This is a genomic window from Streptomyces sp. NRRL F-525 (assembly GCF_000716605.1).
Taxonomy (GTDB): Bacteria; Actinomycetota; Actinomycetes; order Streptomycetales; family Streptomycetaceae; genus Streptomyces.
Window position 1 is genome coordinate 110,391 of sequence record NZ_JNXE01000012.1, and the last position, 14,618, is coordinate 125,008.

General features: G+C 71.9%; 15 protein-coding genes. 8 read left to right on the plus strand and 7 right to left on the minus strand.

Features of this window, described 5'->3' with window-relative positions:
- Positions 1-174: 174 nt before the first annotated feature.
- Entirely contained in the window at positions 175-990 is an 816-nt protein-coding gene (locus OO69_RS19065) for an SAM-dependent methyltransferase (protein WP_033281898.1), read from the plus strand.
- A gap of 151 nt (positions 991-1,141) precedes the next feature.
- Positions 1,142-1,681, plus strand: coding sequence for an AMIN-like domain-containing (lipo)protein (locus OO69_RS19070; protein WP_234444476.1), 540 nt, complete (start codon positions 1,142-1,144; stop codon positions 1,679-1,681).
- A gap of 154 nt (positions 1,682-1,835) precedes the next feature.
- On the opposite strand, the gene OO69_RS48860 is transcribed toward OO69_RS19070, so the two are convergent.
- Positions 1,836-2,474: a TetR/AcrR family transcriptional regulator gene (locus OO69_RS48860; protein ID WP_106971067.1), complete on the minus strand. Its 639-nt coding sequence runs from the start codon at positions 2,472-2,474 to the stop codon at positions 1,836-1,838.
- A gap of 213 nt (positions 2,475-2,687) precedes the next feature.
- Here OO69_RS48860 and OO69_RS19080 point away from each other — a divergent pair, with 213 nt between their 5' ends.
- From OO69_RS19080 to OO69_RS19090, 3 genes are all read left to right on the plus strand, one after another.
- The gene (locus tag OO69_RS19080; protein WP_033281899.1) at positions 2,688-3,338 is read left to right on the plus strand and encodes a nuclear transport factor 2 family protein; all 651 of its coding nucleotides are present in this window, start codon (positions 2,688-2,690) and stop codon (positions 3,336-3,338) included.
- Between the two features lie 176 nt (positions 3,339-3,514).
- Positions 3,515-3,694 (plus strand): hypothetical protein, encoded by a 180-nt coding sequence (locus OO69_RS52515; protein WP_199810984.1) that lies wholly within the window; start codon positions 3,515-3,517, stop codon positions 3,692-3,694.
- A 92-nt stretch (positions 3,695-3,786) separates the two neighbouring features.
- The gene (locus tag OO69_RS19090; protein ID WP_033281900.1) at positions 3,787-4,719 is read left to right on the plus strand and encodes an LLM class F420-dependent oxidoreductase; all 933 of its coding nucleotides are present in this window, start codon (positions 3,787-3,789) and stop codon (positions 4,717-4,719) included.
- 66 nt (positions 4,720-4,785) lie between these two features.
- Here the strand turns inward: OO69_RS19090 and OO69_RS19095 are convergent, their stop codons facing one another.
- Together OO69_RS19095 and OO69_RS19100 are read right to left on the minus strand one after the other, a co-directional pair.
- Positions 4,786-5,304, minus strand: coding sequence for a cupin domain-containing protein (locus tag OO69_RS19095; protein ID WP_033281901.1), 519 nt, complete (start codon positions 5,302-5,304; stop codon positions 4,786-4,788).
- Between the two features lie 30 nt (positions 5,305-5,334).
- Complete coding sequence (locus OO69_RS19100) at positions 5,335-6,126, minus strand: MBL fold metallo-hydrolase (RefSeq protein ID WP_033281902.1); 792 nt, start codon at positions 6,124-6,126, stop codon at positions 5,335-5,337.
- 84 nt (positions 6,127-6,210) lie between these two features.
- Here OO69_RS19100 and OO69_RS19105 point away from each other — a divergent pair, with 84 nt between their 5' ends.
- Entirely contained in the window at positions 6,211-6,855 is a 645-nt protein-coding gene (locus tag OO69_RS19105; protein ID WP_033281903.1) for a TetR/AcrR family transcriptional regulator, read from the plus strand.
- Positions 6,856-6,916: 61 nt separating this feature from the next.
- Here OO69_RS19105 and OO69_RS19110 read toward each other — a convergent pair whose 3' ends face one another.
- From OO69_RS19110 to OO69_RS19125, 4 genes are all read right to left on the minus strand, one after another.
- Positions 6,917-8,053, minus strand: coding sequence for a C40 family peptidase (locus OO69_RS19110; RefSeq protein WP_033281904.1), 1,137 nt, complete (start codon positions 8,051-8,053; stop codon positions 6,917-6,919).
- A gap of 88 nt (positions 8,054-8,141) precedes the next feature.
- Positions 8,142-8,678, minus strand: a complete 537-nt coding sequence (locus tag OO69_RS19115) for an RNA polymerase sigma factor (protein ID WP_033281905.1) — start codon at positions 8,676-8,678, stop codon at positions 8,142-8,144.
- Between the two features lie 164 nt (positions 8,679-8,842).
- Complete coding sequence (locus OO69_RS19120) at positions 8,843-9,535, minus strand: M15 family metallopeptidase (RefSeq protein ID WP_033281980.1); 693 nt, start codon at positions 9,533-9,535, stop codon at positions 8,843-8,845.
- A 68-nt stretch (positions 9,536-9,603) separates the two neighbouring features.
- Positions 9,604-12,696, minus strand: a complete 3,093-nt coding sequence (locus tag OO69_RS19125; protein ID WP_033281906.1) for an AfsR/SARP family transcriptional regulator — start codon at positions 12,694-12,696, stop codon at positions 9,604-9,606.
- A gap of 401 nt (positions 12,697-13,097) precedes the next feature.
- Here OO69_RS19125 and OO69_RS19130 point away from each other — a divergent pair, with 401 nt between their 5' ends.
- A complete protein-coding gene (locus OO69_RS19130) occupies positions 13,098-13,985 on the plus strand; it encodes a hypothetical protein (protein WP_033281907.1) in 888 nt (295 codons plus the stop codon).
- Between the two features lie 124 nt (positions 13,986-14,109).
- A complete protein-coding gene (locus tag OO69_RS19135; RefSeq protein ID WP_033281908.1) occupies positions 14,110-14,565 on the plus strand; it encodes a hypothetical protein in 456 nt (151 codons plus the stop codon).
- The last annotated feature ends 53 nt before the right edge of the window (positions 14,566-14,618 follow it).

Here is a 14,618-nt window from a genome sequence, read left to right on the forward strand (position 1 = left end):
TCGGTCGAGCGCAAACGAAGGCCACACCGGACGTCCGCGTGACTCCGGTGGGGCCTTCGCATCACACTCGCCGGAAGACCCGGACTAGCGCGCCAGCCAAGGGAGTTGAGCCCTAGGATGTGCCGCGATTGACCCCCGTCGATCCCCGCCCCGCCCGAAGGACGTACACGACTCATGAGCGACCCCGTGCCGACGCCCGAGCCGGCGGAGCAGCAGAAGATCGACACGTCCGTGCCGCACTCCGCGCGGATCTGGAACTACTGGCTCGGCGGTAAGGACAACTACCCCGTCGACGAGGCGGCCGGTGACGCGTACACCGAGGTGTTTCCCGGGATTGTTGCCATCGCTCGGTCCAGCCGTGGCTTTCTGCGGCGGAACATCGCGTATCTCGTCTCCGAGGCGGGGATCCGGCAGTTCCTGGACGTCGGTACCGGGCTTCCGACCGCGCAGAACACCCACCAGGTCGCCCAGGCGCTCGCTCCCGAGGCGCGGATCGTCTACGTCGACAACGATCCGATGGTGCTCGCCCACGCCCGTGCCCTGCTGTACTCCACCGCGGAGGGCGCGACCGCGTACATCGACGCCAACGTGACGGACCCGGACCGCATTCTCGAAGTCGCCGCCGAGACGCTGGACTTCGGCCGGCCCACCGCGCTCATCCTCAGCAACATCCTGGGTCATGTCGCCGACTACGAGCAGGCCCGTTCCATCGTCACGCGGCTGATGGAGGCCCTGCCCTCGGGCAGTTACCTCTCCATCAACGACGGGTCGCGCGGCATCGACCCTGTCTTCGAGCAGGCCCAGGACGCCTACAACAACAGCGGCGCCGTTCCGTACAACCTGCGCTCCATCGATGAGATCACCGCGTTCTTCGACGGACTGGAGTTCGTCGGGCCCGGTGTCGTCTCGGTGACGGAGTGGCGTCCGGAGGACGGTTCGGGTGTACCGGCGGTCGTCGCCGAGCACGGTGGGCTTGCGCGTAAGCCGTAGCGGCAGTAACCCCTGTGGGTTTATGGGTAGTTGGTGCTGACGGGGTCCCTGTGGTCCCTGCGCCGCAATGGACTGTTCCTCCGTGCACAACCTTCTGGAAAGCCGCCGGTCTGAAAGGACACACACCTGCGCGAGCAACCGGGGGGTAGTCATGCGACGGATAGGTACTGCACTGGCCGCGATGATGCTGGCGGGCGGTGGGCTGTTGGCTGGCACGGTTCCGGCGGTGGCCGCGCCGGCGGCCGTGGACTGTGCCGTCACGTGGGGGAGCCTGGACAAGACGGGTGCCCCCGACGCCTCCAGGCGACTGGCCGACGTGCGGGTCGGACAACACGAGTGCTACGACCGGCTGGTCTTCGACGCCCAGGGCACGGGGGCCGACGCGATCGGCTACTCGGTCCGCTACGTCGACGAACTGCACCAGGACCCGAGCGACATCGTCGTTCCGATCAAGGGTGGCGCCATCCTGGAGATCTCGCTGTTCTCCTCGCGCTACGACCCGGCGACCGGACAGCCCTACCCGCCGCTCCCGTCCGTCAACGTCACCGGATACCGGACCTTCCGGGAGTTCAAGGTCGTCGGCGGCTCCGAGGGCTACACCCAGGCCGGACTCGGTGTCCGCGCCCGGCTGCCGTTCCGGGTCTTCCAGACGGCCAACCATCTCGTGGTGGATGTGGCTCACACCTGGTGACCCCGTACGGCATAACTTGGCCGGGTCGAATCCGGGTCGAATGTGGCCTGTACCGGTGGCCGACCGGATGACGCGCACGATCCGGTGAACTCGGCCAGCGGCAACGCCGGTTGACCGTTCGCGCTGTCCGGATTCCGGCGGCCCCGGCGCCCGGTCAGCGGTCGGCGGAGGTGTCCCCGCGGAACGCTCCGGCCACCACGGGGACGAGCTGCCGTTCGATCTGCTCGGCGGGCATGGCGGCCAGTTCGGTGCCGATGGGGGACAGGGCGAGCCAGTTCAGCATGCCTGCCGCGCAGCGCGTGCGGAAGTTCAGCTCCTGCTCGTCGACTCCGGGGACGTGGGGCGTCAGCACCCGCAGGACGTCCCGGCGGCTCTGGACGAACTTGGCGGTCAGCCGCTCCCATCCCTGGGGCGGTTCGATGCCGACCCGTGCCACGGTCCGCATCATGGCCAGGTCCTGGCCGCCGGCCGCGAGCGCCCGGATCATCGGCCCGGCGAAGGCCGCCGCGACCTCGTGGAGTGTCGCGGTGGGGCTGAGGGAGTCGATGGCCTTCATCTGCGCGTCCAGATACCGTTCCAGCGCGTGCTCGATCGCGGCGTCGCACAGTGCCTTCAGCGACCCGAAGTGGTAGCTCACCGCGGCCACGTTGGCTCCGGCGCGCTCTGTGATCTCGCGGAGCGTCAGACCGTCCTGGCCGCGTTGCGCGAGCAGCTCCAGGGCGGCCGCCTGCAGTCCGTCCCGCGTGCGCTGACCGGCTTCTCGGCGCAGGTCCGTCTTCTCTACCCTGGTCATACCCTGTACTCAATCAGTTGTTTGACTTGATTGTCAACGGTTGCGCCGTGGGGCGAGGGGACCTCGCGGCCGGGTGGCTACACAATTCAAACAGTGGCTTGACAGGTTGCGGTGCCGTTCATAAAGTCAAGCCAGCGTTTGATTTACTAAGAGCGCGAGAGAGGCCGCCGCCGCGGCTCCCGAATCCTGAGAACGAACGTGAAGGAATACGTCATGAAGCTGATCAGCCGGAAGTCGATCACCGTCGCGGCCGCTGTGGCTGTCGTGGGTGGTCTCTCCATCGCCGCCGTGCCGTCGCAGGCGGCGAGCTCCCCCCATGCCAAGGCGCCCGCCCAGAGCGGTACGGCGGCTCCGACCCTGACCGCCCGTCAGCTGGCGAAGCTGCCGCTCACCGACCGCCACCTGACCAAGCACGAGAAGGCCAACCTCGCGATCGTCCTGCGCGACTACTACGTGGCGGAGGGCAGCCACATCGACGTGCCGACCTTCGTCAACAGCTTCACCAAGGACGGCGTCTTCAACGACATGGTCGCCGGCCAGGCCTACCGGGGTAAGGCCCTCGGCACCGTGCTGCCCTACATGAAGGGCCTCTTCTCCAACGTCCACCGCGACCTCAAGCGCATCACCGTGAACGGCGACACCATCAGCATCGAGCTGTCGATCGACGGCACGTTCGACGGGCAGCTCCAGACGCCGGCGGGCGTCCTCAAGGGGAACGGCAACAAGGTCGCCGCGCCTACCGCCGACTTCTGGTACCTGAAGAACGGCAAGGTCACGACGTTCAACTGCTTCGTCGGCTACTCGAAGATGTACTCCGACATGGGCGTGAACTTCGACTGGGCCTCGGCGGTCAACAAGCACTGAGTGGTTCCCCGGCGGGTGACGCGCGGGCACCGCCGCCCGCGCGTCACCCGCGTGGCCGCCGACACCGGCGCGACCCGGCCGCCGTCCACTCCTTCACCGAGAGCCTCCGCGTCCAACTGGCGGACACCGGCGTCGAGGTCCTCGAACTGATACCCCCGGCGGTACGCACCGCCTTGATGGGCCAGGAGGACTCGGAGACCGCCATGCCCCTCGACGCCTTCCTCGACGAGGTCATGAGCATCCTGGGCGCGGGCGACCAGCCGGACGAGATCCTCGTCAAGGCGGTCGAGCCGGTGCGATTCGCCGAGGCCCGTGGTGAGTACGGCGCCATGCTGCGCATGCTGTCCGGTCGCTGACGGACCGTCAATCAGCCTGTCTGTAAGCCGAGTTCGACCACTCGGACAACGCCGACCTGAGCGCACGACCAACCGCAGAGGAGCACACCGGCATGACCACCCGGCTCGGAATGGGTCTCCCGCAGAACCGGCAGTACGACCTCGGCAAGGACGTGCCCGACGTGGCGCGCGCCGCCGAGGGCATCGGATACGACAGCGTCTGGGTGTACGAACGCGCCCTGTTCCCGGAACCCCAGACCCAGCCGCTCTACGGCGTCCCGGGCCTGCCCTGGCCCGAGGCCTACCGGGGCGTGGCCGAGCCGCTGGTCACCCTCACCCTCGCGGCGGCGGCCACCGAGCGGGTCGAACTGGGCACCGCCGTGCTCGTCGCCCCGCTGCACATCCCTTTCCAACTCGCAAAGTCCCTGGGCACGTTGGACGCGGCGAGCGGCGGCCGGGTGGTCGCGGGCCTGGGCAGCGGCTGGTCCCTCGACGAGTGCGCGGCGGCCGGGGTGCGCCCGTTCGAGGAGCGCGGCAAGGTCATGGACGAGGTGTTCGCGGTGTGCCGGGCGGTGTGGGGCCCTGACCCGGTGGTCTACGAGGACGGCCGGGTCACGAGGATCGCCTCGGCCGCGGTCGGGCCGAAGCCGGTCCGGCCGATCCCGATCCTGGTGCCGGCCAACTCCCCTCGGGCGATGCGCCGGCTCGTCGACCACGCCGACGGCTGGCTGCCCTACGCCGACGGGCCCGCCCAAGTGGCCGCGAGCTGGCGGCAGTTGCAGGACCTCGCCGCCGAGCGGGGCCGCACCCGGCCGCTGCGGACGGTCGTACGCGTGAACCCGGACTACACCGCCAAGCGGCACGAGGGTCCGGACCGGCAGCCCTTCCAGGGCGATGTCGAACAGATCGTCACCGATCTGATGGCGTACGCCGGGATCGGCCTCGACGAGTTCCTGGTCGACCTCTCGTGGGCCGCGCGGGACGCGCAGGAACTGATGGACCTGGCCGCCGAGGTGTACGAGGCGGCCCGTACGGCCGGCTTCTGACCGGCGGGCTCCGTCCCCCGGACCGGCGGTTTCCCGGCCCGGGGGACGTTGCTGTGCCTCGCTCGCTCAGGGTCGGTCGGCGGGGCCGCCGAGGTCCGCCTCCTCGGGCAGGATCTCCATGTCTATGTCCTCGCGTCCGAGGAGCGGGCCCAGGGCCAGGCCGCGCTCCGGCGGCCAGAACTCGGGCCTCTTGCCGGGGACGGGGTCGTCCCCGCCGTCCAGCCACAGTCCCTCGCCGCCGCCGGGGGTGAAGAAGGCCACCATGTGCGCCTGTTCGCCGGTGCGGTTGCGGAACCGGTGCCGGGTGCCCCTCGGCACGAAGACGAAGTCACCGGTGTTCGCCACGAAGGTCTGGTCGCCGTTCAGGAATTCCAGCTCGCCCGAGATGACGTAGAAGGATTCGTCGGCGCTCTTGTGCACGTGCGCCACCGGTCCGCCGCCCGGGGGCACCCAGCAGACGGTGAAGCCCACGGCTCCGTCGGTGTCGCCCGCCGTGGCCAGGGTCTCGTAGACGTCGCCGGACATCCACTTGACCACGCCCTTCTCGGTGGGGACGTGCAGGACGCGGGGGGTGTAATAACTCATGTCGTTTCCTAGGGAGTTGGAGGTCGGGAGTCAGTGGGCGCCGAACCGCCGGGCCTGGTGGGTGGCGGTGCGGACGTCTCCGGCGAAGGGCTCGCCGTGGCCGGGCAGCAGCAGGTGGACCGTCGGTTCCGCCGCCGGTCCCGCCGCCAGTTCGTCGAGGCGGTCGAGGGCGGCGAGCGCGGCTCCGCTGTCGTGGGTGAAGCAGCGGCTGACGATCGTGGGTCCGGTCCGGTCGGTGAAGCCGTCGGCGGTGACCAGGGCGTCGCCGGTGAAGAGGAGCCCGCGGTCGGTGAAGAGGTACGCGGCGCTGCCGGGCGTATGGCCGGGGAGGGCGATGGCCTGGGGCGCGCCGGGTACGTCCTTCAGCACCTGGTCGGCGTCGAAGGTGCGCGCGCCCGGCACCCCGGGAGCGGTGAAGGCTCCGTCGCGGGCCAGTCGTAGCGGAACGGCGAGAGCGGACGGCCGGCGCAGCAGGTAGGGAACCATCGAACGCTCGGGTTTGGCGTGGCGGGTCGAGCTCCGTGGGCCGTCGCGCAGGATGGCTTCGTCCCGGTCGTGGATCCAGAGTTCGGCGCCGGCTTCCCGGAGGGCGTGGGCCAGTCCGGTGTGGTCGGCGTGGCCGTGGGTCAGGAGCACGGCGCGGACGTCGCCGAGGGAGCGGTCGAGGTCGGCCAGCAGTGCGCGGAGTTGCGCCAGATGCGCGGGCGTTCCCGCGTCGACCAGGACGAGACCGTCCGGGTCCTCGATCAGGTAGAAGTTGACGACGTGGTCGCCGAGGCGGTGGACGCCGGGCGCGACCTGCGTGGATGCGGGACGGGACATGAGAGCCTCCGGCAGCCGGGCAGTATTCGATACAATGGACTGCATCCGATGCAGTCGACTGTAACAGAATGGGAGAGTGCGCCGATGCCGGACGGGACGCCACGTCGGTCCTACAACTCCGAGGGCCGCCGCGAGGCCGCGCGCCGCAACCGGGCCGCGGTACTGGACGCCTGCCGGGAGCTGCTCTTCCAGGACGGCTACCACGCCACGACGATCAAGGCGGTGGCCGAACGCGCGGGCGTCTCCCCGGAGACGGTCTACAAGTCCTTCGGCGGCAAACCGGGCCTGGTCAAGGCCCTGTGGGACATCACCCTGGCCGGCGACGACGACCCCGTCCCCATGGGAGACCGCCCTCAGATCCAACAGATCCTGGCGACAAGGGAGTTGAGCACCAAGCTCCGGCTCTACGGCGCGTACGTACGCGGCATCCATGAGCGGATCACCCCGCTGTTCGCCCTGCTGACCCAGGCGGGCCCGGACGTCGGGGAGGTCCTGGACCTCGGCGAGCGGGAGCGGCTGACCGGCGTCACCGCGTTCGTCACCCACCTGGACGAGAGCGGCGCGCTGGGCCCGGACACCGATCCGGTCCGCCTGGCGGACGCGGTCTGGGCGCTGGCAGGACCGCAGCTGTACACCCAGCTCACGGCGGGCCGGGGCTGGTCCGCCGACACCTACGAGGAATGGCTGGCGGACACCCTCACCGCCACGCTCACATCCCGTCCGCGCTGACACGGACGCGGCCGCCGCACACCCCTCAGGGCGTACGGCGGCCGGCGGTCTCGGCTTGGGGTCAGCAGGTCGGGACGTCCAGCCAGGCCGCGCCCTTGATGTAGATGTTCGTCATCCAGGAACCGTCCGTCAGCTTGGACCAGGCGTCGTTCGTGTAGCCCTCGGCCGTGACCTCCTGGGCGTGGGCCTGGCAGACCACGTTGACCGTGGTGGGCTGGGCGAAGTAGTCGACCACGCCGGCGTTGACGTTCGGCTGGCTGTGGGTGCGGACGCCGGTGCCCCAGGTCTGGAACGGCTTGCTGCCCCCTGACGGCGGCGGGGTGCTGCTGCCGCCGCAGTCCGGGATGCCGGGCAGCGAGGCCGGGCCCTTGATGTAGATGTTGGTCATCCACGAACCGTCGGCCAGCTTGGACCAGATGTCGTTGGTGTAGCCCTCGGCGGTGACGCTCTCGGCGTGCTCCTGGCACTGGACCGACACCTGGGTCGGACCGGCGAAGGTGTCCACCACGGCACCGCGCACGCTCGGCGTGGAGCGGGTGCGCACCCCCGTGCCCCAGGTCTCGAAGACCGTACCGCCGTTCGCGGGCGGGGGAGTCGGCGTGCCCGAGCCGTTGATCCGGATCGCGCCCGCGTAGTCGCCGCCGGTGCGGACGGGGGCGACCCGGATGTGGGTGCCCGACTCGTACGCCTCGACCATCTGCCCGTTGCCCAGGTACATGGCGACGTGGTGGATGTGCCCGCTGCCCCAGAACATCAGGTCGCCCGGCAGCAGCGGGGCACTGCCCTGCGAAGCGGAGAAGCGGGCCGAGGCCTGCGAGCTGTGGAACTGGTCGTCCGCCGTGCCGTTGAGCAGGTCCCTGCCGGTGGCCTGGTAGTAGGCGTAGCGCGTCAGGCCGGAGCAGTCGAAGCCCTTGCGCTCGTTGTCGTGGAGGCTGTCGGGGTCCGAGCCGTCGTAGTAGCCGTAACTGGCGCCCGGGGTGGCCGCGTGGCCGCCGCCCCAGCTGTACCAGACGCCGATCTGCGAACAGGCGGCGTTCACCGCGGCCTGCGCGACGGCCGAGGCGCCCGGTGCCAGGACACCGCAGGTGGCGTCCTGCGCGGCGGCGTGGGCCGGGGCGGAGACGAACGCGGACAGGGCGAGGACCGAGGCCCCGAGGAGCGCGCCGCTGGTCCGGCGGCGCGTGCTGCTGGTGTTCAAGGAAGTCTTCCTTCGTGTGTTCGTGTGGGTGGCGTCGTGGGCGGGGCGTGCGTGCCGCTCCCCACCCCCGTGGGGGAGCGGCACGGGCTCAGTGGCCGAGCGCGTCGCGCATCTTGGCCAGACCGCGCATCCGGTTGCGCTGGACCGTGCCGCGGTGGGCGCCGAGGCGTTCGCCCGCGGTGTCGTGGCTGAGGCCCTCCAGGTCCACGAGGATCACCGCCGCGGCCTCCTTCTCGGAGAGCACGCCCAGCAGCGCCAGCGTGGTCTGGGACGCCTCGTAGGAGGCCAGTCCGCCGTCCCAGCCCGATTCGGGCAGCCGGTCGGTGGACTGCTCGCGCCGGGAGGGGTGCTGCCACGCGTCGCGCAGCAGGTTCAGGGCGACGGTGCAGGTGTAGGCGTACGGGTGCTGCTGCCGCGTCAGGTTCTGGGCGCGGGCGCGCCGGGAGAGCCGTAGGTAGGTCTCCTGGAGCAGGTCGTCGGCGTCGTGCGGGTTGCCGGCCAGGGCCAGCAGGCGGCGGCGCAGGCGTGGCATGTCGGCGGCGAAGGACGCGTCGAAGTCCTTCGGGCTCATCCGGTCGCCGTCCTCGCGCTGCGGTGGCGGGACGGCGCAGGTTCTGGTCTCCATGCTGTTTCCCCCTCGGTCGTGAACCTCGGTCGTGAACTCGGCCGTACGGTGCGGTCGTTGTGCGTTCCGGTCGGTGGCTGGTCAGGCCGTCGGGCCGGGGGCGCGGTGGCCCGGGGTGCTGGAGGCTGGGGTCTTTTCTAACCACTCAAAGCCAGCTCCGGTGGTTAGATTTGCCCCCGGCTTCCAGCACCCTGGGCCGCCGGGTCGGGTGGGGCGGCGGGGCCGTAGCGCGCGGCCGGTGCCCGGCGCAGCAGCGCCCAGTACCGGTCGCCGTACGACCAGTGCCACCATTCGGTCGGGTAGTTGACGAAGCCGGTCGCGCCGAGGGCCCAGCTCATGAGGGCCCGGTTGGCGCGCGCCTCGGCGCTGATGCCGGGCGCTCCGGTGCGGCAGGCGCCGTCGCTCTCCTCGGGGGTCGCGTTCACCTCCGTGCCCAGCGGCAGCTCCCGGCCGTCCCGGTCGCACAGCGTCAGGTCTACGGCCCCGCCGCTGACGTGCGGCGCGACCTCCGGCGGTGAGATGTACGCGCTCGCCAGTTCGCGGATCCGTTCCGGCGACGCGTCCGGGTGGGCCTGGCGCATGGTCCGCGCGTACTGCTCGAAGTACCGGCGCTGCAGAGCGGGCGGCCGGTACCCCTCCACCACCAGGAACCGGATCCCGGCCGGCAGCAGCCGCTGGGCCCGCACCAGCCGTCGTAGCGCACCGGCCCTGAGGTGGGCGTAATGGCCGTCGTCGTCGGCCTGACGGTGGTCGATCCGCAGGTCGTCCGTGCCGCGCAGATCGACCAGCGGTTCGCCGCAGTCGTCCTCCGCGACGGCGGCGACCCGGGGGTCCGAGAGCGTGATGATCTCTGTCACGTGCATCAGCTTCGCGGACCCCGCTGCAACCGCTCTGCAAGTTGCCTGTAGGCGGCCCACCAGCACTTCTACAGGCGCGCGGACGGCTCCTGTGCCTCGCGGGAGCCCAACTCCCGGAAGACGCCGAGTGCTTCGGCCCTGGCCGACCGCGCCGCCGACGCGTCGCCGTCCGCCTCCCGTACGTCGGCCAGGTCCCGGAGGGTGCGGGCCCGCCACAGGGGCAGCCGCAGGGTCTCCCATGTCGACAGGGCGCGCTCCAGCGGCTCCCGCGCGCCGTCCGGATCGTCGGCGGCCAGGTGCCACTCGCCCAGCGTGCGCAGGACGAGCGCCTCGCCGAAGCGGTCCTGGCGCTCGCGGGCCACGGTCAGGCAGCGGCCGAGCCGCGACCGTGCCTCGTCGAGGCGGCCGAGCCTCAACTCCGTCTTGGCCAGCGACTGTTCGGTGTACATCACCCCGAAGGTGTCCCGCAGCGCCGAGAAGATCCGCAGCGCCTCGTGCAGCAGCCGCTCGGCGTTCGCGAGCGCGCCCTCGGCCCGGTCGCACAGGGCCAGCGACCGCAGGGTCAGCGCCTCGCCGTGCCGGTCGCCCTCCGCGCGGTACAGGTCCAGGGCCCGCGCGAGAGCCTCCCGGGCCCGCTCGCCGCGCCCCTGTTCCCGGTGCACGTATCCGATGCCGTACAGCACCCGGGCCCGGGCGCCCCGCCCGGCGGACTCCCCGTACCGCTCCAGCGCCGCGTCCAGCAGCTCCGACGCCTCGCCGTACCCGGCCTGTTCGCGACGGGCCGTCCCCATCCCGGCGAGGGCGAGCGCCACGCCCTCGGGCACGTCACCGCGCGCCTCGAACAGCCGCAGCGCCTTGCCGAAGTAGCTGTACGAGTCCTCGAACTCGTCCTGTTCATAGCGCAGTTGGCCAAGCCCCGCGAGCAGCCAGGCCTCTCCCACGTCGTCCCCGCCGCGGTGCACGGCGGCCATGGCGGCGGCGTGCGAGCGGGACCAGGCGTCGAACTGGTTGTACAGCGCGGCCGAACTCGCGATCAGCGCCCCGGCCAGATCGCGGGCGGCGCGGACCATGCCGTGGTCGGCGCAGTACTCGACCGCCGCCAGGAGACAGGCCTGTTCGGCGGCGAACCAGGACGTGGGCCGCTCCAGCAGCTCCTCCTCGGTCTCCGCGTCGAGGGGCCGTACGGCGGCCGGTTCGGGGAAGCGCCGGGCCGCTCCGCCCGGGCCGAGGGCGGCGGCCTTCTCGGCGAGACCCAGCCAGGAGGCCACCAACCGCAGTACGGCCGCCGTACGTTCCTCGGGGCTCTCCTCGGACAGACAGCGCTCGCGGGCGTGTTCGCGGGCCAGGTCATGGATGCGGTACCGGCTGCGGCCCGTGCCGTCGACGCCGATCACGTCGATGAAGTGGCAGTCCACCAGCCGTTCCACCGCCTCCTCGGCCTCCTCCGTGCCGATGTCCAGCAGCGGGGCGGCGATCCAGGCCGCGAAGTCCGGCAGGTCGAGCAGGGCCAGCCGGCGCAGCGCCCGGCGCTCGGGCAACTCCAGGTCGGCGTAGCCGAGTTCGAGGCTGGTGCGCAACTCCAGGTCCCCGGCGCGCAGTTCGCTCAGCCGGCGGCGTTCGTCGCGCAGCCGGTCGGCGAGCCGGCCGGGCGCCCAGTGCGGGCGGGCCGCCAGCCGGGCGCCCGCGATCCGCACGGCCAGCGGCAGCCGCCCGCACAGCGAGACGATCTCCGCGGCCCGCTCCGGCTCGGTGCTCGTACGGTCCGGCCCGGCGACGCGGCGCAGCAGTTCGAGCGCCTCCGCCTGGCCGGGCACGGCCAGGTCCAGGTGGGCGGAGCCCTCCAGCGCGACCAGCCGGCGCCGGCTCGTGACGAGGACGGCGCAGCCCGGGCCGGGCGGCAGCAGGGGCCGTACATGCGCCTCGCCCGCCGCGTTGTCCAGGATCAGCAGGACGCGCCGGTGCCCGATGTGGGTGCGGTACAGCCCCGTCAGCTCCTCGACCGAGGTCGGCAGGGTCTCGGGGTCGGTGCCCATGGCGCGCAGCAGCCGGGCGAGCGCGTCGGCGGGCTGCAGTGGCGCGGTGTCGGCCGCCCGCAGGTCCACGAACAGGCGCCCGTCCGGGAAGAGTTCGGCCGTACGGTGGCCGACGTGCACGGCGAGCGCGGTCTTGCCCGTGCCGGACCGGCCGGAGATCACCCCGATCGGCGGCGCGGTACGGCCCGCCTCGTCGACCCCGCCCACCAGCGAGGCGGCCCAGGCGATCTGCTCGGCGCGGCCCACGAAGTCGGCGATGTCCGGCGGGAGATGGGACGGCGCGGGGGTGGGAGCGCGGCGGCTCTCGGCCGGCGGCCCCGCGGGTGCCCGGCCGGTACTGCGCGGGAGTGCGGTGCCGGGCGGGAGTGCGGTGCCCGCCACCTGCGCGTCGTTGGTCAGTACGGCCTGGTGCAGTGCCTGCAGTTCCGGGCCGGGGTCGATGCCCAGCTCCTCGCGCAGGACCGCGCGGCCCTCGCGGTACGTGCGCAGGGCGTCGGAGACGCGGCCGGTGCGGACGAGCGCGGTCATCAGCTGGCCGCGCGGCCGTTCCCGCAGCGGGTGGGCGGCGACGTGCGCGAGCAGCGGGGCGATCGTCCGGTCCGCGCGGCCCAGATCGAGATGCAGTCCGAAGGACTCCTCCTGCGCGACGATCCGCAGTTCGCCCAGCCGGGCCGCCTCGATCCGGGCGAACGACTGCCCCAGTCCCTCCAGCGCGTCCTGGCCGCGCCACAGCGCCAGTGCCTCGCCCAGCAGGTCGGCGGCCTCCTCGCGGTGGCCCGCGGCGGCGGAGGCCCGGCCCGAGGCGAGCAGGTCCTCGAAGCGGCGGGCGTCGATCTGGGACGGGTCGAGGTCGGCGACGTAGCCCGGCGGCCGCGTCCGGACCACGGCGTCCTGCGTGACCCGGGCCAGGGCCCGGCGTACGGCGGAGACATGGGTGGCCACCAGGGCGCCCGCGGTGGCCGGCGCCCGCTCGTCCCAGACGCAGTCCACGAGGCGGTCGGTGGAGAGCACCTCGCCGAGGTGGACGACCAGCGCCGACAGGACCGCGAGGGGTCTGACACCGCCGAGCGGGGCCCGCCGGTCGCCGGCCCACACCTCCACCGGACCGAGCAGCCGCACTTCGAACATCGTTCCCCGATCGCCGCACCACCCGCCCGATGGAGCACGGCAAAGATAACGGCGAACATGCCCACGACATAGCGAAGGCACAGCAACGGCCGGACCGCCGTGACCGGATTCGATCGATTCGGCGGACCGGTGTCCCTCACCTGCGACGTCGGGGCAGGTGACGTCTGTCGTGCGCGCCTCCGCTCAGGGGGTGGCGCTCCTCCTTCTTCATGCCGGTTGGCTGGTTCTCGACGGTCGGTGAGGCCTGTCGCGTGCAGGGAAGACGGTTCGCCGACCGCCGTCGTATGAGCGCCGGAGAAAGAAAAAAACCTTGTGATCCAGGGGCATACGGACGGGACCCGTGGGGCGTCAACGGCTCGAAAGCACCACGTCCGTTCGACGAGATCCCCGGGAGGCGCCCCATGCACCGCTGGACCTTGGCCCTGCTGACCGCCGGTCTGCTGGCGACGACGGCCACCGGATGCGCGGGCACCACGACCACCCCCGGGGCGTCCGCGAGCAGCACGCCCCGCGCCGCGGGCAGCCCGGCGGAGACGCTGCGGCTCGCGGAGCAGCTCCTCATCAAGACGTGCATGGAGAAGGAGGGACACAAGTACTGGATCGAGCCGCCCGGCCCCGAGGACGTCTCGACCCGGTTCCCCTACGTCGTGGACGACCCGGCCTGGGCCAGAGCCCACGGCTACGGCACCGATCTGCGGCGCGAGCGCGAGGGCCAGGTCCGGAGCGACCCCAACCAGCGGTACTTCCACTCCGTGCCGGCCGAGGCCAGGGCCGTCCTGGTCAGCGACCTCAACGGGGCGCGGCCGCAAGGACTTTCGGCCCGCCTCCCGAACGGCATACGGGTCACCCACAGCGACCAGGGCTGCCAGGCCGCCGCCGAACGGCAGTTGTACGGCGACCTCCAGGCCTGGTTCCGGGCCACCCGGGTCAGCGACAGTCTGGTCGGCATGCGCGTCGGCCTCGTGACGGACGACAAGCGCTACAAGGCGGCCGTCAAGGTGTGGGCACGCTGCATGCGCGAGCGGACGTACACCTACTCGGACCCCGCCCGGGCCCGCGCCGCGGCCACCCTGCCGGAGGCGCCGTGGCCGCACGACAAGGAGATACGGCTGGCCTCGGCCGAAGCGGCCTGTGCCGTCTCCAGCGGCCTGTCGTCCGTGGCCGATTCCCTGGACTCCGAGTACCGGGCCCGGCTCCAGCGCGGCCACCCCCGGGAGACGGCCGACCTCGCGCGCCTCAAGCGCGAGGCCCTGCCCCGCGCCCGCGCGATCGTCGCGCACGGCGACTGAGCGCGGCCCGCCTCCCTGCTCACACAGACCACCACGGCCGTCGAGCCGTGGGCGCATCACCCCACCTCGGGCCCATCACCCGACCGTGGGCGCATCACCCCACCACAACGAAACGAGGGAAACCATGTCCGTCAAGCGCATCCTCACCGTCGCGGCCTCGGCCGCCGCCGTCGCCGCGCTCTTCTCCCCGGTCTCCAGCGCCAGCGCGCTGGACGCGGGCACCCAGAAGACCGCGGCCGCGCAACTCTCCGGGGACGGCTACCTCCACGTCTACACCCAGCCCTACGGCGGCGGCCGCGAGTGCAAGTGGTCCGGCAACTCCGACAACTGGGGCAGCTGCCGCAACCTGACCTCCGACATCTGGAACAACGGCTACGCGGGCGGCCTGGACGCCGTGGACCTGTACACCGCCCCCAACGCCGGCGGCGCGCACGCCTGCATCAGCCAGGGCGACAGCTGGCCCGACACCACGACCGGCGAATACCGCTTCACCTACGGCGCGGGCCTGTCGCAGTTCGGCAAGAGCGTCAACAACAACATCTCCTCGCACCGCTGGGTGGACTACTGCAGCCAGGGCTGATCCGGGGTCCGGAGCGCCCCCCGCGCGCCCCGGACCGTGGACCCCCCGTCCCC

Excerpts from the sequence above, each read along its gene's own strand:
- OO69_RS19065 (WP_033281898.1), top strand. The coding sequence starts at position 175 with ATGAGCGACCCCGTGCCGACGCCCGAGCCGGCGGAGCAGCAGAAGATC.
- OO69_RS19070 (WP_234444476.1), top strand. The coding sequence starts at position 1,142 with ATGCGACGGATAGGTACTGCACTGGCCGCGATGATGCTGGCGGGCGGT.
- OO69_RS48860 (WP_106971067.1), bottom strand. The coding sequence starts at position 2,474 with ATGACCAGGGTAGAGAAGACGGACCTGCGCCGAGAAGCCGGTCAGCGC.
- OO69_RS19080 (WP_033281899.1), top strand. The coding sequence starts at position 2,688 with ATGAAGCTGATCAGCCGGAAGTCGATCACCGTCGCGGCCGCTGTGGCT.
- OO69_RS52515 (WP_199810984.1), top strand. The coding sequence starts at position 3,515 with ATGGGCCAGGAGGACTCGGAGACCGCCATGCCCCTCGACGCCTTCCTC.
- OO69_RS19090 (WP_033281900.1), top strand. The coding sequence starts at position 3,787 with ATGACCACCCGGCTCGGAATGGGTCTCCCGCAGAACCGGCAGTACGAC.
- OO69_RS19095 (WP_033281901.1), bottom strand. The coding sequence starts at position 5,304 with ATGAGTTATTACACCCCCCGCGTCCTGCACGTCCCCACCGAGAAGGGC.
- OO69_RS19100 (WP_033281902.1), bottom strand. The coding sequence starts at position 6,126 with ATGTCCCGTCCCGCATCCACGCAGGTCGCGCCCGGCGTCCACCGCCTC.
- OO69_RS19105 (WP_033281903.1), top strand. The coding sequence starts at position 6,211 with ATGCCGGACGGGACGCCACGTCGGTCCTACAACTCCGAGGGCCGCCGC.
- OO69_RS19115 (WP_033281905.1), bottom strand. The coding sequence starts at position 8,678 with ATGGAGACCAGAACCTGCGCCGTCCCGCCACCGCAGCGCGAGGACGGC.
- OO69_RS19125 (WP_033281906.1), bottom strand. The coding sequence starts at position 12,696 with ATGTTCGAAGTGCGGCTGCTCGGTCCGGTGGAGGTGTGGGCCGGCGAC.
- OO69_RS19130 (WP_033281907.1), top strand. The coding sequence starts at position 13,098 with ATGCACCGCTGGACCTTGGCCCTGCTGACCGCCGGTCTGCTGGCGACG.
- OO69_RS19135 (WP_033281908.1), top strand. The coding sequence starts at position 14,110 with ATGTCCGTCAAGCGCATCCTCACCGTCGCGGCCTCGGCCGCCGCCGTC.